This is a genomic window from Phaeobacter sp. JH20_34, assembly GCF_048056095.1.
Taxonomy (GTDB): domain Bacteria; phylum Pseudomonadota; class Alphaproteobacteria; order Rhodobacterales; family Rhodobacteraceae; genus Phaeobacter; species Phaeobacter bryozoorum.
Map to the genome: position 1 here is coordinate 230,971 of NZ_JAYMWT010000019.1, position 24,045 is coordinate 255,015.

The window sequence follows — 24,045 nt, forward strand, 5'->3', positions numbered from 1 at the left end:
TGCCTCCCTTAAAAGTAAACTGATCAGTTCAGTGCACGTTAGCGTCCAGGTCATCGGATCGCCAGCGTGGAATGCAGGCCAAATGTTTGCCTGCGCGCAATATTTTGTGCGTTTTTGCACTGCACCAAATATCTTGACGTGAAGATAAGCAATCAATACCCACTATCTCGATATCAAGATAAAAGGTTTGAAATGGATATTCTTCTCTTTGGGGCGACCGGCGATGTCGGGAGTGCGACCCTGCAACAGGCCATCGAACGCGGCCATACCGTGACCGCCGTCGCCCGTCATCCTGAACGGTCAGGCCATAGCGGCGACGCCCGGGTCACCGCCGTCACGCTGGATGTTCTGTCCAGTGCAGACCAGCTGGCGGGGCTGGCCCGGCAACACCAGATCATTATCAGCGCCCTCCGCCCGCTGCCCGGGCAGGATGCACTGCTGGTGGATCTGACCAGGGCGGTCCTGAATGCCGCCCGCTCCGCCGGGATCCCTGCCCTCATCACCGGTGGCGCCGCTCTGTTGAAGCTTGCAGATGGCAGCGGCGAGACCGTGCTGAGCGCACCTGGTTTTCTGCCCGAAGCGGTGCGCCCGATCGCGGAAGCCTGCGCTGCGCAGGATCAGTTACTGGATTCCACACCGGATGTGGATTGGACCTGCCTGCGCCCGCCAGTGATGCTACACGAGGGACCGCGCAAGGGGCGGTACGCTTGGGGAACCGACACGCAGGTCACCGATCACGAAGGCCAGTCACAGATTTCCTTTGCCGATTTCGGCGGTGCGCTTATGGATCTGGCGGAACAGGACCACCGGCCGGATAAACGGCTGACAGTGGCCTGGGGTAGAGCCTAATAAGGCAGGCCGACATAGTTTTCCGCCAGAGAGGCCTGGGCCGCATCGGAGGAAAACAGATAGTCGAGATCGGCCTGTTGCAATCGTACATCCGCCGGCGACATGTCGGGGAACCGATGCAGCAGGTTGGTCATCCACCAGCTGAAGCGCTCCGCCTTCCAGATCCGCGCCAGTGCGCGCTCTGAATAGCTGTCCAGCGCGCCGTCATCGCCGCGCTGGAAATGATCCGAGAGCCCCTCGAACAGATAGTAGATATCAGATGCCGCGAGGTTCAGCCCCTTGGCCCCGGTGGGTGGCACGATATGCGCCGCATCGCCTGCCAGAAACAGCGCGCCGTAGCGCATCGGCTCTGCGACGAAGCTGCGCAGCGGGGCGATGGATTTCTCAATCGAGGGGCCGGTTTTCAGACTGTCCGCAACATCCGCAGGCAAGCGCCTCTTCAACTCCTCCCAGAATTGCGCATCGCTCCAATCCTCGACACGGTCGGTCAGCGGCACCTGAATGTAGTAACGGCTCAACTGTGCATTGCGCATCGAGCACAGGGCAAATCCGCGTTCATGGCGGGCATAGATCAGCTCAGCCGTTGCGGGCGGCGTCTGTGAGAGCACGCCAAGCCAGCCAAAGGGGTAGACCTTCTCATATTCACGCAGCACATCCGCTGGAATTGAGCGACGGCTGACGCCATGAAACCCATCCGCCCCGACGATGAACTTGGTATCGATCCGGCGGGTTTCGCCCTGCAACTCATAGGTGACATAGGGTTGATCCGACTGGATATCATGAAGAGCGACATTCATCGCTTCGTGAATGATCTGCCCGCCCATGGCATCGCGGGCGTCGTAGAGGTCGCGCGTGACCTCGGTCTGGCCATAGACCATGACGGTTTGACCGGCGGTTCTGCCCGAAAGGTCGATCCGGTCCAGACGACCCTGATGAGCAATGTGAAATCCGTGATGAACCACGCCTTCGCGGTCCATACGCGCATTGGCTCCTGCCCGGCGCATCAGGTCCACAAACCCATGTTCCAACACACCGGCACGAATGCGACCAAGCACATAGTCGCGGGTCTGACGCTCAAGCACAATCGTGTCGATACCGGCCCGGTGCAGCAGTTGCGAGAGCAACAAGCCAGACGGGCCGCCCCCTACAATGACCACCTGTGTTGTCTGGTTCGGCATTCCGGTTCTCTCCTGTTCGCATCCATATCTTGCCCGGAGAAGGCAGGGTTGCGAATAGACCCTACCGCCGATTTCTTGTATATTTCGCACATGAGCGAAGAATACGCTATCAATACCTACTCCCTGTTTGGAGAGCATGGGGAGCTGGCAGACCTTCTGCATATCGAGAGCATCGAGGCGCGTTCCTCGCTGCATGATTGGGCTTTGAAACCACACCGCCACGCGCGGCTTCACCAACTGATCGTGCTGATGCGGGGCAGCGGTGAGGCTACCCTGGATGGCATCGCTCAACAGTTGACACCGCCTTGCGTGATCAATGTGCCACGCGGTGCGGTGCATGGCTTCCGCTTTGACAGTGACACCTGCGGCTGGGTGTTGACCCTGACATCAGACCTTATTGATCAGGTACTTGATGACATTCCCGATGTCCTGACCACGCTAGACCGCGCAACCATCACCCCGCTGGATGCGCCTCTGGAGCGCCTTGTCGAGAGTATCCGGGACGCCTATGAAACCGATGGATTTGCACGCCGCCAGATCCTGCGCGGGCTTGTCGACGCGCTTACCGGCACTGTCGCGCAGTCTATCGGCGCCTTGCGATATCGCAACGCGAGCCCCAAGGCCCACCAGCTGTTTGCGCAGTTCGAAACACTGGTGAACCGGGATTTCCGCAAACGGCGTCAAGTGAGCGACTATGCGCGCGAACTTGCCGTTTCGACAACACACCTCAATCGGATCTGCCATCAGGCTACCGGTCAGCCAGCCTCGCAACTTATCAGTGAGCGGATGCTGCGCGAGGCACGGCGACTTTTGATCTATACCGCGCTGAGTGCGGCAGAAATCGCCTACGAGCTGGGCTATTCGGACCCGGCTCATTTCAGCCGCGTGTTTACCCGGGGCACCGGGCTGCCACCACGCCGGTTTCGTCGCGATATCATTGCGGGAAAACCGCCCCGCGCGTGAGCCGCCCCGCCCTGGCCAAACCCCATTTGCGATCAAGATGGTCAAACTGAAACCGCCCCGGAACAGGTCCGGGGCGGTAATCATGGGTCATATCTGCGAGGTGGTGTTTACTGCTGCTCCGGCCCCAGCTTCGACAAGCCTTTCAGAATGTCGATGGCATAGGCCAGCTGATAATCCTCTTCGCGACGTTCGGCAGCGGCCTCGGCCTTGGCGCGGTCTTCTTCGATCTGGCGGATTTCATCCTCGGAAAGGCTGTCATTGTTCAGACGTCCGCGCAGGTCGGCCTCCGAACGGGTCCGGCGTGCTGCGGAGGCCTTCTCGTCCTCCTCCTCGGTATCCGGGGTGCGTCGGGGCTGTTCCACGACGATATCGGGTGAGACACCCAAGGCCTGAATGGAGCGCCCGGAGGGTGTGTAATAGCGCGCCGTGGTCAAGCGCATTGCGCCCTCTCCTTTCAGCGGCATCACCGTCTGCACAGACCCTTTGCCAAAGGATTTGGTGCCGACCACGATCGCGCGGCGATGGTCCTGAAGGGCACCTGCAACGATTTCCGATGCAGACGCCGATCCACCGTTGATCAGCACCACAATCGGTTTGCCGTCCACAAGGTCGCCCGGCGTAGCGTTAAACCGCTCGCCGTCCTCGGGGTTACGACCGCGGGTCGAGACGATCTCACCGCTGTCGAGGAAGCTGTCGGCCACCTTGATCGCCTGTGTCAGAAGGCCACCGGGGTTGTTGCGCAGGTCCAGCACGATCCCGTTGACATTATCCATACCACCGGCTTCTTCGAGCTGTTTTTTCAGCCCGGCTTCCAGGTTCGGCGTGGTCTGATCGTTGAATGTGGTCAGTCGCAGCACGACAGTGTCGTCTTCGGTCCGCGCCCGCACCGCTGTCAGCTTTATCGTGTCGCGGATGATCGAGACGTCAAACGGCTCCGCCTCGCCTTCGCGCACAACGGTGATGATGATTTCGGAACCAACCGGCCCCCGCATCAGCTCAACCGCATCGTCCAGCGAAAGGCCAAGAACACTTTCGCCATCCACATGGGTGATGAAATCACCGGCCTCGATCCCGGCTTCATCCGCCGGTGTTCCATCGATCGGAGAGACAACTTTGACAAAGCCCTCTTCCTGCGTGACCTCGATCCCGAGACCGCCGAATTCACCACGGGTCTGCACCCGCATCTTGGTGGCATCGTCGGGCGACAGATAGCTGGAATGCGGATCCAGCGAGGCCAGCATTCCGCCAATGGCGGCTTCGATCAGCTCGGTCTCATCGACGTCTTCGACATATTGCACGCGGATGCGTTCAAAGATGTCGCCAAAAAGATCCAGCTGTTCATAGACGCTGGCCTCTCGGCTGCCTTCCTGAGCCAGAAGCGGCTCAGCTACATAGGTGGTGGCAAGGATTCCTGCCAGCGTGCCGCCCACCGCGGCCATCGCAAATTTTCTCATGAACTAATTTCCATCCTTGTCGGTGCGGAACCAGGTTTCGGGGTCCACCGGACTGTTGTCCATTCTCACTTCTATATAGAGCGTTTCTGTGCGGTCAGTTCCAGCCCCTTCACCGCTTAGTGACAAAATGGCACCGATTTCGGGGCTTTTGCCCCCCATCAGGCCAACCGGGGTTCCTGCCGGGATGACCTCGCCCATGGTGCCGTAAACCTCAGCCAACCCGGAGAGTACAAACAGTGTCTCCGGCTGTGGTTCAAGAATGACCACATTGCCAAGATCCAGAAGCGGCCCCTGATAGCGGATCGTTGCCGCCGTGGGAGAGACCACCAGCGCGCGCGGACGTGCCGCAACAAGCCAGCCGGGCCGGGCGATGCCTGCGGCGTCTTTCTCGCCGTAGCCGCGCAGAACCAGCCCTTCGACCGGGATCGACAACTCACCCCGGAGGGCGCTGATATCAGCATCAGTCGTTGCAATCTCGCCTTCGGCGATTTCAGCAAGCCCGCTGGCAAATCCGCTGAGGGTTTCAGTGGATGAAATCAAAATAGCCGTCCGCACCGGGTCCTGGGTAAAGCGGCGCGGCAGGTCGGTCCGGTCGGCGATAGCGGCAGACAATTGCGCCCTCGCCTCCTGCACACCGTTAAGCCCCTCCTGCAACGTATTCGCCGCGTTCTGCTGCAACAGGCGCAAGGTCTGGACCTCCTCAAGGTCGCGACGCAGTGCGGTTGCGCGCGATTGAAGCGCCGGTGTCACCTCTGCCAGTGTCATGGCGGAGCGCGCCGCGCCAAGAGGGCCTGAGGGGTGCAGCATCAACACCGGCGGCGGCGAGGTTTCAATGGTCTGCAACACGCCAAGAAGATCCGCCACATCGTCCTCGCGTGCCTTCAGCTGGGCCGCCAGCTGGCCCTCGCGCTGCGCCACACGACGCAGCCCATCGCGCATCGCCGCAAGACCCGCCTCATAGGCCCGCACCGTCTCGGTCAGCGCGGCAACCCGGTCGCGCGCGCTTTCGGCGTCCTGCAAGGCCAGCGTCGCGGCTTCCAGCTGGTTGGCGGCCTGCTGCGCGGCAGCGGCGGGATTATCCGCGGCCGCCGCAGTCCCGGCCAGGATCGGCAGGACAAGCGACGCCGCCGATATCAGCAGAGCGCGCCGGATTACCGACAGTCCAGTGATGCCAAACGCAGGCCTCATACGAGCAAGCTCTCTCCAGTCATTTCATCCGGTTTCGCAAGGTCCATCAGCTCCAGCACGGTTGGGGCCAGATCCGCGAGCCGACCGTTGCGCAGCTTTGCGCCTGTCGGCCCACCAACCAGCGCGACTGGCACAAGATTGGTGGTATGGGCGGTGTGCGGCCCGCCTGTTTCGGGGTCCACCATCACCTCGCAATTGCCGTGATCGGCGGTGACCAGCATGACGCCGCCCGCCGCCGTCAGCGCGGCCACGACCTTGCCAAGACCCTGATCCACGGCCTCACAGGCCTTGATCGCAGCGTCGAGATCACCGGTATGGCCCACCATATCCGGGTTCGCATAATTGGTGACAATCAGGTCATACCCCGCTTCGATAGCCTCGATAAATCGCTCCGTCACCTCTGGCGCCGACATCTCCGGCTGCAAATCATAGGTCGCCACCTGCGGCGATTTCGGCATCGCGCGATCTTCGCCGTCCTCGGGATCCTCTTTGCCACCGTTGAGAAAGAAGGTCACATGCGGGTATTTTTCGGTCTCGGCCAGACGGAACTGGCGCTTGCCCTGTTTTGCCACCCATGCCCCCAGGGTGTTGACGATGGCCCGTTTGGGAAACACGGTCTGCATATAGCTGTTGTGGCCTTCGGAGTATTCCACCATGCCAAGCAGCGCCGCAAGATCCGGGCGTGCGCCGGTGTCAAAAGCATCAAAGCTCGGCTCGCCAATCGCACGCAGGATCTCGCGGGCGCGGTCGGCGCGGAAATTCAGGCAGAACAGGCCATCGCCATCTTTCACGCCATCATAGCCCTCGATCACTGTCGCCTTGATGAACTCGTCGAACTCCTCGCGGGTATAGCTGGCCTCAATAGCAGCCTCCGCTGTCGCTGCCCGGTGCTGGCCTTTGGCATGGATCATTGCGTCATAGGCCTGGCTGACCCGCTCCCAGCGATTGTCGCGGTCCATGGCGTAATAACGGCCTGTCACTGTTGCGATGCGCGCGCCAGCCGCCAGTTCCGATTGCAGGGCAGCGACGAAACCGGCAGCAGATTTCGGAGCCACGTCGCGGCCATCCGTCATCACATGCAGCCAGACAGGGACGTCGGCATCGCGGATCGCCTTCACCGCCGCAATGATATGGGTGATATGGCCGTGCACGCCACCGTCCGAAACAAGCCCCATCAGATGGGCCGTGCCGCCGGTCTGCTTCATCTTCGCAATGAAGGCTTGCAGCGCGTCATTGTCAAAGAATGAGCCATCCTCGATTGCGAGATCAATCTGGCCCAGATCCATCGCCACCACGCGACCAGCACCGATATTGGTATGCCCCACCTCGGAGTTCCCCATCTGCCCGGTCGGCAAGCCGACGTCCGGCCCATGCGTGATCAACCGTGCTGTCGGGCATGTCTTCGCAATCTCGTCCAGCGTCGGCGTCTTGGCCAGATAGGGCGCGTTGGCGGTTCCCGGATCGGCGCTACCCCAGCCATCAAGGATACACAGAACAACAGGTTTGGGCGTCGACATGGTTTAAGGCTCCGGCTCTGAGTGGCGTTACCGCCTTCTACAGATTTGCCGGGACTTGGGAAACCGCCGATAGGCCTTTGCAGGGCATCCGGGCGCCCTTTCCCGCCCTTACTTGCAGGATCTGGCGGTATGCCGGACGGGCGCGCGATACTGCCGCTCGATATCGAGCAGGCGCTGTTTGCGCCAAAGACCGCCGCCGTAACCGGTCAGCGACCCATCAGCCCCGATCACCCGGTGACAGGGCACCACCAGCGCGATCTGATTGGCACCATTGGCGCGTGCAACAGCGCGGGTCGCCTCTGGACGTCCGATCTGGCGCGCGATCTCCGAGTAGCTACGCGTCACGCCGGGCGGGATCTGGCGCAGAGCATCCCAGACCTGCTGCATGAAAGGTGTCCCGTGATAGGCCAGCGGCGTTTCAAACCGGGCGGAGATCCCGGCAAAGAACGCGTCCAGTTCCGCACGGATCTGCTCTCCGGGTGGTGTCGGACCAATACCAAGATCGCCCTTCACCGCCTTTTGCAGCTTGTCCAGCTCGCCCTTCAGCGCCTTGCGCTCCACAAATTCCAGCAGGTGCAACTCAGTCCGGCTGCTGACTGCGATCATGTCGCCGAGCGGTGTCGGGATCCAATCGGCCAGCAAAAGGCCTTCGCGGGTCAGGCTGCCGGGCGCCCTGCCCAGCAACCGGGCAAAGGCCGCACGAAACGCACTGGGAGAGTCGAATTGCGCATCCAACTGTGCCTCAATGACCTTGCCGCCGTCTGACAGCGCGGTGAAGCCTTCGCGAAGACGGCGCTGGCGCGCCATCTCAAGAAAGGTCATGCCGAACTGCCGCTTGAAGCTGCGCCTGACCGTGGAGAGATCAAGACCCATGCGGAGGATATCGCCCTCGCTCCAGCGGTGCTCCGGGCGTTGATCCAAGGCGGCCAACAGGCTGGCCACTGCCGGATCGGCCTCTGCCATCGGGCGCAGCGGGTGGCATCGTTTGCAGGCCCGGAACCCGGCTTCGATACATTCGCCGACGCTGCCGAAGAACTGGCAGTTCTCCCGCTTAGGTTTGCGTGCCGGACAGGTCAGGCGACAGAAGATGCCGGTCGTGGCCACGCAGACATAGGCCTGCCCGTCATAGCGGTCATCGCGGTTCAGCAGCGCCTGATAGAGCGCTTCGTGGTCAGGAAGATCAAACAACATGCGCCCTGTTTATCACGCGACCGCAGACCTGCCGCCGATAATCAGGCGTGTATTTTAATACCGCGGGCGTATAGCACCTCAGGGCCTTGACCGGCCGGACACATGCCGCCCGGTCAATGGATCAGGCCAGTGCCCGCATCAATCGAGCACGACGCGGCACCAGACGGCATCATGATCAGACAACGGGCGACCATTCTGATCAACCGAAGACAGCAGCCGACTCTCGGTCGCGCGCATATCGCGGGTGCAGAACCAGTCCAGCTTCATCTGCCGATCAGGATGCGGCGTGATGAGACTGGGGCGGGTGGTGACACCATCCGGGGTCGCGCTCCAGTCGTAGCCGTGGGAACGGGCCAGATCGAACAGCGTCTCGCGCTGCCAGTCGAAATCAGGCGGCAGGTGATTGCCTGTATTCAGATCACCGCCAATCAGTACCGGCATATCCGGCGCAAATGCGTCGATGGCGCGGAGCAGCCTGTCAAACTGCTGATGCCTATGGGCTGCGTCGGCGTTGCTCTCCAGATGGGTGGAAACCACGCAGATCGGTCCAGCCTCAGTCGGTAGAACCGCGGCAATCGCCATGCGGCCACCAAGGCGCGGCTGGTCCGGGTCAGCCGGCACCTCATCCGAGGCGAACCAATGCCCGTGATCATCCAACCGGATCAGCGTCACCCGTTCCGGCGGGACCGCCGACAGGATGGCATTGCCGTGCCAGCCGAACAGATTGAAATCATCGGTGCAGAACGCCTGTTCTGTAGGTCCACCCAGATCCAACTCGTGAAATTCCACACCAAAGACATAAGCCATGTCGAGTGCGGCAGCCATCTCCTTGGTGGTGTGGCGCTGACCGGTACGCGCCATGCCATGGTCGACCTCTGACAGCAGGATAACCTGCGGCGCCAGCGGGTGGATGTGGCCCGCGGTATCCTCAGGAAAAAGGCAGCGCTCGACGTTCCAGGCCACAACCGACACCGAGGAGGCCAGCGCCTCCAGATGACCCTTACCACCGCCTTGCAAGGCGGCCATCGCCGGCACCTCTGCCATGAGCGCGCGATGCGCCTCTGCAGTGCGCGGCGCTGCCTTGATCCGGGCCTGCATCTCGGGGGAAACCGGCGGCAGACTGTCCAGGACCTCGGTCATCTGCGTTTGCCGCTTTCTGCGTCAAACAGGCAGATCGCCGCCGGATCCACCGAGATCTGATGGGGTCCGGGATCAACCGGAATGTCCTTCAGGACGTGGATTGTGAACGGCTGCCCGCCGAGATGGCCATGCAGCAGGCGATGTGCGCCCAGTTCTTCGATCAGTTCAACGTTGATCGAAATACCACCTTCGCTGACCAGCTGCACATCCTCGGGGCGGATGCCGAGCTTGACGGCACCTGATGCGGCGCCATCCAGTGCCCCCATCGCCACACCATCCGGCAGGGTGACCTGACCATCGGAGATCGTGGCATCAACCAGGTTCATCGGTGGCGCGCCCATGAAGGAGGCGACAAAGACCGACGCCGGATTGTGATAGATCTCAGACGGGGTGCCAATCTGTTCGATCCGGCCACCGTTCAGGACAATGATGCGATCCGCCATGGTCATCGCCTCAACCTGATCGTGGGTCACGTAGATCGAGGTGACGCCCAGACGGCGTTGCAGGGCCTTGATCTCAATCCGCATCTGGTTGCGCAGCTTGGCATCAAGGTTCGACAGAGGTTCGTCGAACAGGAACAGCGCCGGATCGCGCACGATAGCGCGCCCCATGGCAACCCGCTGGCGCTGGCCGCCGGACAGCTGCGAGGGTTTGCGGTCCAGATATTCCTCAAGGTTCAACATCTTGGCGGCCTCGGCCACCTTCTGCTTGATCTCAGCCTCGGGGGTTTTGCGGTTCTTCAGGCCATAGGCGATGTTCTTGCGCACCGTCATATGCGGATAGAGCGCGTAGTTCTGAAACACCATCGCGATATCGCGATCCGCCGGATCGACATTGTTGACCACCCGGTCGCCGATTTCCAGCGTGCCTTCGGTGATATCCTCCAGACCGGCAATCATGCGCAGCAACGTGGATTTGCCGCAGCCCGATGGGCCGACCAGGACGACGAATTCGCCATCCTCGATCTTGAAGCTGGAGGAAGTGACGGCCTCGACCCCATTGGGGTAGACCTTGCGTACAGAATTCAGGGAAACCTGAGCCATTATTTGAAGTCCTTACTTATCGGATTCTGTCAGGCCCTTGACGAACCAGCTTTGGAAGAAAATGACGACTGCCACGGGCGGCAGGATGGCGATCACGGCGAGAAGATTTGCGCGACCGAATTCGGGGACATTGGTGCCTTCGAGGGTCTGGGTGATCTGTTTGATCCCCCGCACCAGCGTATACATGTCCTCTTCGGTGGTGATCATGGTGGGCCAGAGATACTGGTTCCAGCCAAAGACAAACATGATGATGAACATGGCCGCAATCATGGTCCGCGACAGCGGCACCAGAATATCGATGAAGAACTTCACCGGCCCAGCCCCATCAATGCGCGCAGCCTCGACCAGCTCTTCCGGCACAGACCGGAAAAACTGGCGGAAGAAGAAGGTTGCGGTTGCAGACGCAATCAAGGGGATGATCAGACCCTGGTAGGTGTTGAGCATGCCCAGCTGCTGCACCACCTCATAGGACGGCAGAATACGGACCTCCAGCGGCAGCAGCAGCGTGGTGAAGATCACCCAGAATGCCAGCGTGGCAAACCGCAGGCGGAAATAGACGATGGCATAGGCCGCCATCATCGCAATCAGGATCTTCCCAAGCGCAAAGCCGATGCCGAGAACAAAGGAGTTGAACAGCATCCGCGTGCCGGTGTTGGCCCCGGAAAAGCCGGAGGCCTCGAACATCGCCTTGTTGAAGTTCTCGTCGAACTGGTCGCCGATCTTCAGCTGCGGTCCGTATTTGATGATATCCACATCCGGCACGGTTGTGGTCATCACCACCATGATCAGCGGCACCAGCATGAAGAGCGAGCCGAGGATCAGAACGGTGTGGTCGCCAACGGCCCCCCAGTTGATGGAGCGGCGCGGCGTTTGAACGGGTGTTTGGTCAGCCATGTCAGCCCCCTCAGGTATAGTGGATCCGACGGTCAATCAGCCGGAACTGGAAGACCGTAAGCGCGAGGACAAGAACCATCAGGATCACCGACTGTGCCGAGGAACCGCCAAGGTCATTGCCACGGAAACCATCGACATAAACCTTGTAAACAAGGGTCATCGGATTGTTGCCCGGCTCGCCCTTCACCAGTGTATCGACAATGCCGAAGGTGTCGAACAGGGCATAGGTGATATTGATGATCAGGAGGAAGAAGCCCGTCGGCGCAAGCAGCGGGAACGTCACATCCCAGAACCGGCTGGTCGCCGATCCGTTGTCGATCAGAGCCGCCTCACGTACGGAACGCGGGATGGATTGCAAACCGGACAGGAAGAAGATGAAGTTGACCGGAATCTGTTTCCAGACCGAGACCAGAACCATCGCGGCTGCGGTATCGTTGAAGTTCACGCCCAGAACAAAGTCCCAGCCAAAGAAACCGGCAAGCCGCGTCAATGGTCCCCAGCTCTGGTCGAACATGATCAGACCAATGAAGCCGGCAACCGGCGGGGCGACCGCATAGACCCACATCAGAAGGGTCCTATAGGTGCGTGCGCCGCGCAGGACATTGTCCGCCTTCACCGCCAGCAACAGTGCAATCGCAAGCGAGAAGAAGGTCACCAAAACCGTAAATACAAGCGTGAAAACCGCAACGCGGCGATATTCACTGTTCCCCATAAGATCGGTGTAATTTTCCAGACCGACAAAGGTAGAGCCAAACCCGAACGGATCCTGCAGGTAAAAGGACGACTGGATTGCGTGCCAGGCGGGCCAATAGAAGAAAATAGCGATAATGACGAGCTGCGGCATCAGCAGCAGGATCGGCATCCACTTGGTCGAGAATCCGGCGCGTTTCACGGTGTGCCTCTTCGTTGTAATGCGTGACGGCCGCAGGGGCTGCGGCCGTCACAGGTAAGGGGGAATTCCCCGCGATTAGCCTTGGGTCTTGGCGAAACGGGCCAGCAGGTTGTTGGCTTCGGACTCAATCGCGTTGAAGGCGTCTTCAACCGAGGTTTCACCAGTCAGGATGCGACCGTATTCGCGGTTCATCACGTCACGGATCTGTACGTAGAAGCCCATGCGATAGCCTTTGGTGTTGTCACCAGCCGCCAGCGACAGCTGCTGGATGCCGACCTCGGCCGCAGGGGCGCGGTCATAATGGCCGTCCGCCTTTGCCATCTCATATGCGGCTTCGGTGATCGGCACATAGCCGGTTTCTTTGTGCCAGAAATACTGAACCTCGGCGGAGGTCAGGAAGTCGAAGAACGCAGCAGTTGCCTTGTTTTCTTCGGCATCATGGCCCGCCATGGCAAACAGCGAGGCGCCACCGATGAAGGTTTGCGTCGGCTCTGTTGTCACGGCTTCCCAATAGGGCAGCATGGTCGCGGAGAAATCAAACGGCAGGTCTTTCTTGCTCAGACCACCGAAGGAGCCGGAGGAGCCCAGCCACATCGCAACCTTGCCTTCTTCAAACGGCGTCTGGTTGTCGCCCCAACCTGTGCCGAACCATTCGAAGTAGCCGTTTTTCTGCCAGTCGGTGACAGCTGTGAAATGTGCCTTGATCGCGTCGTTGTTCACCAGGATCTGGGTGTCGACCCCATCATAGCCATTGTTGTTGGTGGCAAACGGCAGGTTGTGGCGCGAGTGGAAATTCTCGGTGAAGATCCAGGGCAGATGTGACTGCGACAGGGCGGTATAGCCTGCCTCTTTCAGCGCTGGTGCAGTGACGGTCTGGAACTCTTCCCAGGTCGTGGGCGCGGAAACGCCCGCTTTTTCCAGCGCCTGGATGTTGTAATACATGATCGGCGTGGAGGAGTTGAACGGCATGCCGATCATCTTGCCATCGCTGTCGGCGTAGAAATAGCGCACGCCGGCGATGTAATCGTTGATGTCGAATTCAACACCATTGTTGGCCAGCAGATCCTGAACCGGAATGGTCGCGCCCTTGGCGCCGATCACGGTTGCGGCGCCAGCATCAAACACCTGCATCACATTCGGCTGTTCGCCTGCGCGGAAGGCAGCGATGCCTGCGGTCAGGGTCTCTTCATAGGTGCCCTTGAAGACCGGGGTGATCTTGTACTCATCCTGGCTCGCGTTGAAGTCGGATGCGATCTGGTTGACGGTGTCGCCCAGCGCGCCACCCATTGCGTGCCACCAGGTGATCTCGGTTTCGGCAAACGCAGCGTTTGCAGCAAAAGCCAGCGTCGCAGCGGTCGTAAACGTAATACGCTTCATCATCAGTCTCCGGTCTGCCGTTGCCCAATCGGGCCAACGATTCAATTGTCCAAGGCAGCCGAAAACGGCCACCGATGGTGTTTTTTGAAATGGCCTCCCCTAGGCCTGTGCGGCTCGCTGCGTCTTTCCGCCCTGTGTCTTTTGCCAGGAGCTTGTCCGTTGCACCAGAACTGCACACGTGTTCATATAGGGGCGCTATGTAACGGTTGTGTCAAGGGTTTCGGTGTCTCACAAAAAAAACATCACGCCCGAAAGGGACGACAGATGAAGCGACAAGGGTCAGCTGGCGGCAAACGCCAATCCCGGGTAACAGCCGCAGATGTGGCTGAAATCGCTGGCGTTTCGCGTTCGGCTGTTTCTCGGGCTTTCACCGAGGGCGCCTATCTGGATCAAGAAAAACGTGAACGGATCCTGCTGGCGGCACATGAACTCGGCTACCAGCCCAATGCGCTGGCCGCCAGTCTGCAGGGGGCGCGCTCCAATCTGGTTGCGGTTTTCGCCGGTGAGATGCGCAATGAATACGACAAGGAGGCGACCTCTGCCCTGATCGCCGGCCTGAATGCCGCGGGCAAATGGCCGGTGGTGATCGCCGGTGGTGGCGACCATGCCCGCGATGCGGTGACCCAGGTGCTCCGCTATCCGCTTGATGCGATGATCCTGCGTAGCGGCAGTCTTGCGACCGAAATCGTCGAACTCTGTAGCAAACTGCATATCCCGGTCATCGCCTCTGGCCGAATCATCGCAGCAGAGGGCGTCGACAACATCTGTCTGCGCAACCACGAAGCCGCACAGATGGCGGCGGATCTGTTTGCGCAACGCGGCCGTCGCCGGGTTGCGATGGTGGGCGGTCCGGGGGAATTCGGCGCGACCGCTGAACGCCGCAGCGGACTGCTTGCCGGGTTGACGGCCAAAGGCATCACACTGGCGGGGGAGATCACCGGAACCTACACCACCGAGAGCGGATATTTCGCCACCCGCAATCTGCTGGAACAGACTGATTTCGATGGGATATTCTGTGCTAATGATGCCATGGCCATCGGCGCACTCGGTGCGCTGCGGGATGCCGGTCGGGTGGTTCCCAACGACGTCTCGGTGATCGGTTTTGATGACATCGAAATGGCCCGTTGGCCGACCATACGACTGACCACGTTGCGAAACCCGATTGACGGCATGGTTGCCGCCGTATTGCGCTGCCTGGAGCGGCGCTTGGATTACCCGCAGGCCCCCGAAGAAACGGTGAGGCTGGACGCAGAAATGATCCTGCGCGACACCCACTGACCATGTCCACACAGCTGATAGGGTGAGACGACTGCCTACCCTGCTGCGGCGCCGGATTGAAAGCTGTACCGCGGCGAATACATTGCCTGCCAGCCGCCCGTCTCGGCCCACTGCTCCGCGGGCGGGTGCCGAGATATGTCACCGATCAGCCAGGGCACCAGGTCTCCGGCGCGGGCCAGTGATTGCACCTCCCGGCGTGTCAGAACGGGCAGAACACGAGGCCCATAAGCCTGCTCTACCGGATGGAGGATCAGCTGCGGCAGGCATTTAAACAGTCCCAGGCGATCTGCCGGGCCAAGCGTGGAGACCGCCATAGGGCCGGGATAAAACGTCTCGCTGGGGATTCCGTTCGACAGGATATTCTCGTGCTTTTTCAGTAGTACATGAACATAGGTAACCTGCGTCACCTCCCGTGCGAACGATGCAAATCCGGTTACCTGTGCCAGATGCTTGGCGCGCACATGCACCGGGCGCCCGCTACTGCGCTGTTTCATCAGGACGCAATGCTGAGGCGAAACAAGCAGCGCCCGCTCACCTCCAAAGGCGTCCGGGTCCAGTCGCACCGGCATCAGCGCCTCCGATAGGCGCTTGCGCGTGGCGGTGAACGACGATGCCCCAACCCATAGGATTTGCTGGGCACCCGCCCCCATTGTGCTGACACAATCACCGGGGCTGAGGTATTCGACCTTGACGCGCCCGGTTGGCGTCTGGATCAGCGTCCCGGCCGTAAAACAGGGTATGCCCATCGCGTGCATTTCGGGCCCGTTGTCCACCTGCGACCGCTGCACCCCGACCAATGTGATGCTCTCCCCATTGGGGAAGGTCATGATCGCATCGCCGGTCCCGTCACCATTGGTATCGGTCACCACGACATCACCGATTTTAACTGGATCTCCAGCCAAATTGGTGAGCCCTGAAACATCCAGCTGATCAACCGTGGTCCCGTCACCGCTGTCCGTCAGATCGAAATCATAGATCAGATCGGATCCCGCCCCATCGGCCAACACCAGCTGATCGCGATCTGCATCCGCAGTCAGCCGAATGGTGTCGTCGCCAATGCCGCCGACAATCGTATCAGCACCAGCCCCGGCAACGATGGAATCGCTGCCGCTGCCGCCCTTGATGGAATCGGCACCCGCGCCGCCGGTTATGGTGTCGTCACCGCCTCGAGCATCTATATCGACCCCGGCACTATCCGCACTGGCATTCACGACATCGGCCTGCTCGGTCAGGTTCAGACGCTCGATCTCCGAGAAACTGACCGTATCGGTTCCGTTGGTGATCGTCCCCATCTCGTCGCCGGTATAGGTCACAGTCACTGGCCCGGTCAGGCTCGACATGGAAAGCGTATCGCTGTCGTTGCCCCCTTCACCACCAACAATGGTGTCGTTGCCGAAGCCATCCTGGAGAAGGATGAGGTCCGCGTCGTCCCCGGCATCTATGCTGTCAGCGCCGGTTCCGCCCGCAATGGTGTCATTCCCGGCACCGCCATAGATGACGTCTGCGCCGGCACCGCCAATGATGCTGTCGCCCGAGGTATCCGTGTCACCCGGCAGAGCATAGTCGGCATCTACCCGGGTTGCGGTGACGTTTGAGTAGCCGACAACAACACTATCAAGCGAAATACTCTCGATCGTCTTGCTGGTTAGAAGAACGTTCTCGGCGTTGTTCGAGGCTTCCGGCATCATGTAGACGTGGCCGTCCGTGGTCTGGATGACCACAGCCGTGAACGTCCCGGTGGTGCCGTCGGTGAACGTTACCGTTGCGTTATAGACCATGCCGGTGTCGACGAGCTTGTCTACACCGTTGATATTGATCGTTTCCGGCGCGGCTTCGTCATCGAAGTCGATGCGCGTATTCGCATTATCGTCTGACGCGATGGCAGTCTGGAAGTTGTTATATAGCTCGGCCCCCGCGCTCCCGTATGTCCCCAGTAGAGCGTTCGGGTTTTCGTTGGCGGCGTTCCCCTCGACGCTGTCGACCTCGGACGCCGTCCCAAGATGAATGACCGTATAGGTGTTCCCTGCGGTATTGCTTCCGCCGACCGAGGTTGCCGGGTTTTCACCCCCGTAGATCGTGTCGTCGCCCAAGCCCCCATCGATGGTGTCAGACCCTGTGCCACCGTAGATGAGGTCGTTGTCGTCCTGACCAAAGAGCCTGTCGGCCCCGGCGCCGCCGTCAACCGTGTCGGACCCTACCCCGCCCCAGACAAGATCGTCGCCTGCGCCGCCGTCGACCACATCCGCTCCCGCGCCGGTCGATATCGTGTCATCACCAGCCCCACCCGTAACACTGTTGGCACCGCTGCCGGTTTGCACGTTGAGCGCCGAAGTCGCCGCAGAGCCGTCCAGCGTGTCGTCTCCCGAATGGAGATAGAACCGCTCAAACTCCCAGAAATAGGCCGTCTGCCCCGCAAATGTGACGGTTCCGTCCCCATCGCCGGTAAAGGTAACGTTGACATCAACACCCGCATAATCGCCGTAGACCTCAAGCATATCGCCCAGGGTCTCTCCGGTTTCGCCACCGTAGAGCGATTCGCCATCCATGTTGTCATAGATTGCAACCCAGTCATCTCCGCCCTCACCGTAGAAGGTGTCATTGCCGGTATCGGTATCGTAGTTATCGTTCCCCTCGCCGCCGAAGATAATGTCATCGCCCGAGGAGCCGGTCAGGTAGTCATCACCATCACCGCCATAGATAACATTGTCATTGGCGTCGCCGTTGATTGCGTCATTACCCGATGTGCCCGACATCGAATTGGCAGGGATCGTCGTCGCACTGCCGGATCCGCTGGTCGTGTACCAAGTATCTGGAACAAAATAGACATTCCCGTCACTTCCATAGTGATAGGTGCCAGTGTCACTGATGTTTGAGTAGGTCTGACCGTCGCCCTGATAGACACCGCTCCAGGTCCAGCTGCCAGTCCCGATGACGTCGGCTGAAGTAAAGTTGGATTGGTTCGCAGAAATCCCGTCGCCGGCATCCAGTGTGCCGTCGCCAAGAGTGACAAGATACCCAACCGTCATGGCCAGCCTCCGAGTCTACCGTTCCTCGAGTGCGCGCCGGTGGGCCTGCCGCGTCTCGACGGGTGCATCAGGTTAGGCTGTTATGGTTGAAACAAAATGAATACAGGGCTTGCAACGGTCCGAAAATCGATACTGCTTTGTAAAATATATTAAAATTTAAATAGTATTTGCCTCTTATCCATTCTGATTTGACGAGCACCAGAGGCATTCAGCACGGATATCGCAGCTGAACAGAGCGAGACTACAACCGTAGAGCGCGCCTCCCCTCGGTCTTCACCTAAAGACGAATATGCCGCGAGGTATCAGTTGGCCACACCGATACGCCAACTGTGGCCAGAGGAGCCAGACCCTTAAAAAGCATCATAATATGTGGATAAATGGCTGGGGTGGTAGGATTCGAACCTACGATCTTCAGTACCAAAAACTGTTGCCTTACCACTTGGCCACACCCCATCGGTGAGCGGGTGTCTAATGCCAGATTTCAGCAGGTGCAAGAGGATTTTTGGAAAAAAATGCAGTTTTCATGCTTCCCTTTGGCTGGTCTGTTCTGACCCGGAAATACTCAGCTCTGGTGCTGGGTTTCTCAATCTCTTCCGGTCCTTACAAGGATGGAGCCGACGCGATGCCCCCGTTCGACGGCTTGATGCGCCTTGGCGGTGTCGACCAGATCGAAAACCTCAGCGATGGGCAGATGCAACGCCCCAGCGGCTGCGGCATGTTCGATACGTTTGATCGCTGCACGACGGGCCACGGGCGGCAGCAGATAGACCAGCATCATCTCCAGCGTCACCGATTTGAACATCAACGGGTAGAACGGCAGCTGCGGTGTCATCTGCTGCGCCGACCCATAGGCCGTTACCCGACCATTTGGTGCAATGACCTCGGTGTCGACGGCACAGTTCGCACCAAACTCAACTTCGACGATATGGTCGACGTGGCGACCATCATTTGCCGCCAGGATCTGCTCTGTCAGGTCCCCGTCGGCATAGGCCAGGGTGGCGTCAGCTCCGGCCTGCCGGACCCGGTCCGCCGCGTGAGATGCGCAGGTCGCGATCACCCGCGCCCCGCCCCATCTGGCCAGCTGCACGGCCAATAGACCAACGGTGCCGGCACCGCCCTGAACGAGCACTGTTCGATCGGTGACATCCCCACCCGAGAACACCGCATGAGCAGCCGTTAGCGCCGGGATCCCCAGAGCCGCGCCCTGTTTCAGGTCAAGCCCTTCCGGTAGCGGAACAGCCTGCTCAGCCGGCAGCGTTATGGAGGTGGCGGCGGTCCCGAACGGCCGCTGCCACTGACCGTTCCAGATCCAGACGGCCTCCCCGATACGCGCCGGATCGACACCCTCGCCGACCTCCGCAATCACGCCCGACCCGTCACTATGGGGAATGATCACCGGATAGGGCAGCTCAGTCACTCCGGCGCGGGCGCCGGCCCTCGCCTTCACGTCAGAGGGGTTTACGCCGGAATAGGTCAGTTCCACACGCAGCTCACCTGGCCCCGGTGCGATATCGGGCAGGTCTTCCAGCTGCAGGACGGTTTCTGCCGCTCCAAACGCGCGATAGGTGACTGCCTTCATGATAGGGACCTCTTCGTGCTGGCGAGCGCGATGCACACCCTCTGCTGCCCCCGTAGATGAGCGAAGACACGGCAGGCCTGCAAGCCCCCGCGTCTCCACTGCTCTCACCGGGTCGATGGTCCGCCCGATGGATTTTTACCGCTCAGGCAGGCACACCCGCTGACCGCAGCGCCTTGCTCCAATCCTTGCCGAAGGGGGCATTGGATGCCGCGTGATCTTTTTCGTAACGTGCAATGTTGAACCCCGGCTGCACGGTGAGCAGCGATTTCACGACATCCCGCGCCTTGTCCGATTGCCCCAATGCCTGCAGGGCGATGGCTTTGGTCCGTAACGTTGCCGGGAAGGTCGGGTTGGCCTGCAAGGACCGGTCTGCCAGGTTGACTGCACGCTCGTAATTCTGCGCGCCCAGATTGGCCGTCGCTGAATATGAATCGAAGTAATAGCGCTGCGGTCCCAGCGGAGAGAGCCGCCGTGCGGCATCCGTCAGCCTTACCGCATCCTCCGGCTGGTTCTGATAGGCAAGGGTTGTGCCCTTCAGCAGCAATGCCAATGCTTCGTTCGGATTGTCCTTCAGTGCGAGGTCATAGGAATCCTGCGCCAGATCGAACCGGAACATCAGGTGGCTGGCGATCAGCCCCCGCACCGTCAGTGCCAGAGAGAACGTCGGATCCTGGGCAAGTGCCGCTGCCACCAGCTGGTTGGCGAGATGCGCGTCAAGCTGACGATCCGTGGAGAAACCTTTCTGCACGCGCATCACATGCCACATCGCCATCCACGTCAGGGCAACCGGGTGCTGCACTTCACGTTCCAGCAGGACTGCGAGGATTTCCTGCGCCTGGTTGAACTGCGGCATCTGCATGTCCTGCATCAGCGCGATCGCCGCCATCAGCAAGGTATGGCTATCGTGTTTGGACAGTGGCCTGAAGCCAACCAAACGCACCGCTTCACCGACCACGGTCCAGCCGATCTGCGCGGTAACATCTCGCAAAGCCATGCTGCACCCATTGGTCAGCATCGCGAGGGTTTCGGTGAAGTCTCGCGACCAGATGACCCGCTCCCGCTCGGCGTCATGCAGGTCAACCTGCAAACGGTAGGTCTGGCCCGTAACATTGACGGTCCCCGATACAAGATAGCTGGCACCCGCCATCGAATAGACTTCGCTAGGGCGGATCTGATGCGGATCGAACTGCCGCGACGCCAGATATGACGTGACGCAAAAGGCATGGCTGCGCGACAGGTGGCGCACCAACTCCTCCGAGAGCAATGCCCCAAGCGGAGATTTTGCATCCCCCGGCGCGCGGTGCACAAACGGCAGAACGGCGATCGGCGGCAACAGGCTGTCCAATACGGCGCGGCTGTAGTCACGCAGCATGCCCGTGGCGGCCCGATTGCGGGCATCGGCGCGCGTCAGCTCATTGCGCTGCTGTTCCAACCAGACCGCAAATGTCGTTTCATGCGGCAGCTCAAAGCCTTCCATGAAATCGCCCTTGGCAGGGTCTGCATCTACTTCGATTTTCGACAGATCCAGGACCACGCGCTCTCGATTGGCGGACAGAAAGGACGCACATTCGCTTCCAAGATGCCGACGGAGAGTCGAGAGCGCGGTTCGCAAACTGGCCTTCGCCTGCTCTGGCTGGGCCAGACTCCACAGGGTACGCTCCAAAAACGCTCGTGTTCGCACACCGCCTTCTGCAGTAGACAAAAGTGCCAACAGTGCCTGGTGCTTTGAGCCGAGGAGAAGACTGTCTCCGTCGGGCAGAAAAACTCCAAACGCGCCAAAATGGCGAATTCTAAGTTTATTTTCCATATCCCAAACCCATTACCTCTAGCAATACAACCGGAACCTATAAACCCCAACTCCGACCGAATTGATTACCCACTCATTAACCATCTCACAAGAATCAATAAAAGTCATCACAAATAATACAACCTAAAGGATTTCAGTATGTTTGGATAACGCACACTTGTGGAGTATTCCCTCCAGCATCCAAACTACTGATCGGCATCCAGCTATTGACCACGGCTGAATGAGACGACAGCCGCAATATATTGCCTCCTCCAGATGGAGAAACTGCACATCCGGTGTCAGGACAGCCGAGCCGCGCAGGCGGAATAGCCGTCACATCCGACGCCGTTCTCTAACAGTCATTGATCGGGAGACCGGATACGGATGCGAAATAATGCACCCTATGATTGTTTTGATTAATTTTCAGATATAAACCGATACCCGCTGCCGACAGTATCGACACGACCCACGCCACCATTCGGTAGGTGATACCCTACAACCATCAGCTGCTCAGATGACAGCCGCTGCAACAGCTTTTGCCGCATCCTGGCCGCGGGGGCCGGGAGTTGATCGGATGCGATTTCCCAGCCCGGCTCGGAGAAGCTGACATGTGCATTGGTGATCGCATCACCCAGCACCATCACGTTATCCGTCCCACCTGAAATTTCAAACGACATATGGCCGGGTGAATGGCCAAAGGTCGCGTGTGCAGCAACACCTGGCAGGATCTCGGCGCCATCATCGAACAGGGTGATACCATCGGCAAGGATCTCCAGACGTCGGCGTGCGCCAACCGCCATGGACTCACGCGCCGCGCCGATTGACCCCACGGTTGCAGGATCAAACCAGTAGTCCCATTCCTTGCGCCCCATCATATGTTGAGCGTTGCTAAAGAGCGGTTCGTCGAAATCATCCAGAACGCCCCAGAGATGGTCAGGATGGCAATGCGTGAACACCACATGCGTGACATCCTCCGGGCTGATCCCCACGGCAGCTAGCGCATCGGGCAGCTGTCCAGTCCCATCCTGAAAGGCGGGCCCCGCACCGGTATCAAACAGAATGATGTGATCCTTGTCGCGCAACAGCGTGACATTCACCTCCGGTGTGAGCGGCTCATCAGGAGACATCCCATGCTCCGCAAGGACACGCGCAAGCGCAGATGGCTCCAGATCCCCATACAGAAAAGAGGGTGGCAACTGCATTCGGCCATCTGAGAGGCTGAGCAGCTCCGCTGCGCCGAGCGACACTCTGGTTTCCGCCCAAACACGCCCGAAGGGCACCAGCGCGAGCCCGGCCCCCAACCCCTGCACAAAATGCCGTCTTGTTACTGCCATGGTTCAACTCCCTCTTCCGCAAGAGTAATAATATTCAAATATGTGCATAAAATGAAGCCCAATACGCCGGATAGAGGGCCTGATCCAAGAATAGCAAAAACCGACAGATAGAAACCTGTCGGCTTTTTCCTTTTTGTTTTCGAGGCGGTCGCCTATTTCCGGCTCAGCTCTTTCCAGACGCCATTCTCTACCACCGAGATGACAATGACATCGGCGCCCCTATGGTCATCCGGCCCATAGGTGATCTGGGTATCGGTCAAGGCATCAAAGAAATCGAGGCTTTCCATCCCCTTGATAAAGCTTTCATGAGTCAGATCGGGGCCTGCGGCCTCCAGCGCATTCACCACGGTATTGGCTGCACTATACCCGAGCATGGCAAAGCCACCGGCGGGCTGGCCGAACTTTGCTTCGTAATCCGCCATAAACTTCGCCGGAACGTCGTCCTCAGCCCGCGCGATCAGGTCAGCCCAGCCAGCCGCAGCATAGAGCCCCTCCGTTACGCCGCCGGGCACCGCCGCCACCACCTCAAGAAAACCGGCGGAGGTGTTGAGGAATTTCGCCTCGGTCCAGCCCAGTTTCTTGGCGGTGCCAACCACGGTAATCCCCTGCCGCACGCCAAGAGCCATGGTGATGATATCGCATCCTTCGGACTTCAGCTTCGTCAACGAACCGACGAAGTCCAGCTCATCCGGCTTATGGGTCGTCTCGGCAGCGAAACTCAGCCCTAGTTCGGCAGCAACATCCTGGCTGCCCTCCTTGATCTCCTTGCCGAAATCCGACGGGATATACATCGAGCAGACTTCTTTCGCATCGAATTCTTCCGCCAGATAGGTCACACCGGCGCGGACCTGATCGTAATAGCTGGAAAACCCGATGAACTTATTGTCGATCGGCTCCTGCAACATCTGACGCGCAGCTGTCAGCGGGCTGATATTGGGAATGCCTTTCGGATCCAGCAATTTGAACCCTGCGATATTCATGGGCGTTCCCAACGACAGGAGCATTGCAAAGACCTGATCGCGATTCAGAAGCTTATTGTAGCCCTGCATGGCCCGCGGAATCTGATAGCCATTGTCTTCGACCACGAAACGAATTTGGCGGCCGTGAATGCCGCCATTGGCATTGGCCTCGTCAAACCGCAAATTGGCGCCGTTTACGGCCGGCACACCAACAGCGGCAAATATTCCACTCAGGTCATTGACCGAGCCGAGCACAATTTCACTGTCGCTCACTCCTTGGGTCTGCGCCATCGCCTGAGGCGCAAGCCCCGCCGCCAGTGCGGCCCCGATAAAGCCCGCTGTCCATCTCTTCATCTGCGCTTACTCCCTTGTGTCCCCCGGCGCGGATGCGCCTGTT

General features: G+C 59.7%; 18 protein-coding genes and 1 tRNA gene. 3 read left to right on the top strand and 16 right to left on the bottom strand.

Annotated elements, in window-relative coordinates; all coding sequences use genetic code 11:
- The first annotated feature begins 192 nt into the window (after nt 1-192).
- On the top strand, nt 193-849 hold the full coding sequence (locus tag VWZ81_RS14330) for an NAD(P)-dependent oxidoreductase (RefSeq protein ID WP_416543399.1): 657 nt from the start codon (nt 193-195) through the stop codon (nt 847-849).
- Here VWZ81_RS14330 and pobA read toward each other — a convergent pair.
- The gene (pobA, locus tag VWZ81_RS14335; protein ID WP_416537154.1) at nt 846-2,027 is read right to left on the bottom strand and encodes a 4-hydroxybenzoate 3-monooxygenase; all 1,182 of its coding nucleotides are present in this window, start codon (nt 2,025-2,027) and stop codon (nt 846-848) included. The genes VWZ81_RS14330 and pobA overlap by 4 nt on opposite strands.
- Before the next feature lie 90 nt (nt 2,028-2,117).
- On the opposite strand from pobA, the gene VWZ81_RS14340 reads away from it, so the two are divergent.
- Nucleotides 2,118-2,990 carry a helix-turn-helix domain-containing protein gene (locus tag VWZ81_RS14340; RefSeq protein WP_416543400.1) on the top strand — a complete coding sequence of 291 codons (873 nt, stop codon included), beginning with the start codon at nt 2,118-2,120 and terminating at the stop codon, nt 2,988-2,990.
- 107 nt (nt 2,991-3,097) lie between these two features.
- On the opposite strand, the gene VWZ81_RS14345 is transcribed toward VWZ81_RS14340, so the two are convergent.
- The 9 genes from VWZ81_RS14345 to VWZ81_RS14385 all read right to left on the bottom strand — a co-directional run bounded on the left by VWZ81_RS14345 (nt 3,098) and on the right by VWZ81_RS14385 (nt 13,686).
- Nucleotides 3,098-4,444, bottom strand: coding sequence for a S41 family peptidase (locus VWZ81_RS14345; RefSeq protein ID WP_340544191.1), 1,347 nt, complete (start codon nt 4,442-4,444; stop codon nt 3,098-3,100).
- Between the two features lie 3 nt (nt 4,445-4,447).
- On the bottom strand, nt 4,448-5,632 hold the full coding sequence (locus tag VWZ81_RS14350; RefSeq protein WP_340544189.1) for a murein hydrolase activator EnvC family protein: 1,185 nt from the start codon (nt 5,630-5,632) through the stop codon (nt 4,448-4,450).
- Nucleotides 5,629-7,149: a 2,3-bisphosphoglycerate-independent phosphoglycerate mutase gene (gpmI, locus tag VWZ81_RS14355; protein WP_416540755.1), complete on the bottom strand. Its 1,521-nt coding sequence runs from the start codon at nt 7,147-7,149 to the stop codon at nt 5,629-5,631. Before gpmI ends, VWZ81_RS14350 begins: the two co-directional genes overlap by 4 nt.
- Before the next feature lie 108 nt (nt 7,150-7,257).
- On the bottom strand, nt 7,258-8,340 hold the full coding sequence (locus VWZ81_RS14360) for a bifunctional transcriptional activator/DNA repair enzyme AdaA (protein WP_416543401.1): 1,083 nt from the start codon (nt 8,338-8,340) through the stop codon (nt 7,258-7,260).
- Nucleotides 8,341-8,478: 138 nt separating this feature from the next.
- A complete protein-coding gene (locus VWZ81_RS14365) occupies nt 8,479-9,480 on the bottom strand; it encodes an endonuclease/exonuclease/phosphatase family protein (protein ID WP_416543402.1) in 1,002 nt (333 codons plus the stop codon).
- Nucleotides 9,477-10,523 carry an ABC transporter ATP-binding protein gene (locus VWZ81_RS14370; protein WP_416536388.1) on the bottom strand — a complete coding sequence of 349 codons (1,047 nt, stop codon included), beginning with the start codon at nt 10,521-10,523 and terminating at the stop codon, nt 9,477-9,479. Before VWZ81_RS14370 ends, VWZ81_RS14365 begins: the two co-directional genes overlap by 4 nt.
- A gap of 12 nt (nt 10,524-10,535) precedes the next feature.
- Complete coding sequence (locus VWZ81_RS14375; protein WP_416536387.1) at nt 10,536-11,417, bottom strand: ABC transporter permease subunit; 882 nt, start codon at nt 11,415-11,417, stop codon at nt 10,536-10,538.
- Nucleotides 11,418-11,427: 10 nt separating this feature from the next.
- Nucleotides 11,428-12,309, bottom strand: a complete 882-nt coding sequence (locus VWZ81_RS14380; RefSeq protein ID WP_340544181.1) for an ABC transporter permease subunit — start codon at nt 12,307-12,309, stop codon at nt 11,428-11,430.
- A 75-nt stretch (nt 12,310-12,384) separates the two neighbouring features.
- Nucleotides 12,385-13,686 carry an extracellular solute-binding protein gene (locus tag VWZ81_RS14385; RefSeq protein WP_416543424.1) on the bottom strand — a complete coding sequence of 434 codons (1,302 nt, stop codon included), beginning with the start codon at nt 13,684-13,686 and terminating at the stop codon, nt 12,385-12,387.
- Nucleotides 13,687-13,950: 264 nt separating this feature from the next.
- Here VWZ81_RS14385 and VWZ81_RS14390 point away from each other — a divergent pair, with 264 nt between their 5' ends.
- Nucleotides 13,951-14,964 carry a LacI family DNA-binding transcriptional regulator gene (locus VWZ81_RS14390; protein ID WP_416537147.1) on the top strand — a complete coding sequence of 338 codons (1,014 nt, stop codon included), beginning with the start codon at nt 13,951-13,953 and terminating at the stop codon, nt 14,962-14,964.
- A gap of 35 nt (nt 14,965-14,999) precedes the next feature.
- Here the strand turns inward: VWZ81_RS14390 and VWZ81_RS14395 are convergent, their stop codons facing one another.
- From VWZ81_RS14395 to VWZ81_RS14420, 6 genes are all read right to left on the bottom strand, one after another.
- Nucleotides 15,000-17,990, bottom strand: coding sequence for a Hint domain-containing protein (locus VWZ81_RS14395; protein WP_416543403.1), 2,991 nt, complete (start codon nt 17,988-17,990; stop codon nt 15,000-15,002).
- A gap of 378 nt (nt 17,991-18,368) precedes the next feature.
- Nucleotides 18,369-18,443, bottom strand: a tRNA-Gln gene (locus VWZ81_RS14400).
- 130 nt (nt 18,444-18,573) lie between these two features.
- Nucleotides 18,574-19,569, bottom strand: a complete 996-nt coding sequence (locus VWZ81_RS14405; protein ID WP_416543404.1) for an NADPH:quinone reductase — start codon at nt 19,567-19,569, stop codon at nt 18,574-18,576.
- 142 nt (nt 19,570-19,711) lie between these two features.
- Entirely contained in the window at nt 19,712-21,376 is a 1,665-nt protein-coding gene (locus VWZ81_RS14410) for a tetratricopeptide repeat protein (RefSeq protein ID WP_340544173.1), read from the bottom strand.
- A 395-nt stretch (nt 21,377-21,771) separates the two neighbouring features.
- The gene (locus tag VWZ81_RS14415; RefSeq protein ID WP_416543405.1) at nt 21,772-22,689 is read right to left on the bottom strand and encodes an MBL fold metallo-hydrolase; all 918 of its coding nucleotides are present in this window, start codon (nt 22,687-22,689) and stop codon (nt 21,772-21,774) included.
- 152 nt (nt 22,690-22,841) lie between these two features.
- The gene (locus VWZ81_RS14420; protein ID WP_416536374.1) at nt 22,842-24,002 is read right to left on the bottom strand and encodes an ABC transporter substrate-binding protein; all 1,161 of its coding nucleotides are present in this window, start codon (nt 24,000-24,002) and stop codon (nt 22,842-22,844) included.
- Between the last annotated feature and the right edge of the window lie 43 nt (nt 24,003-24,045).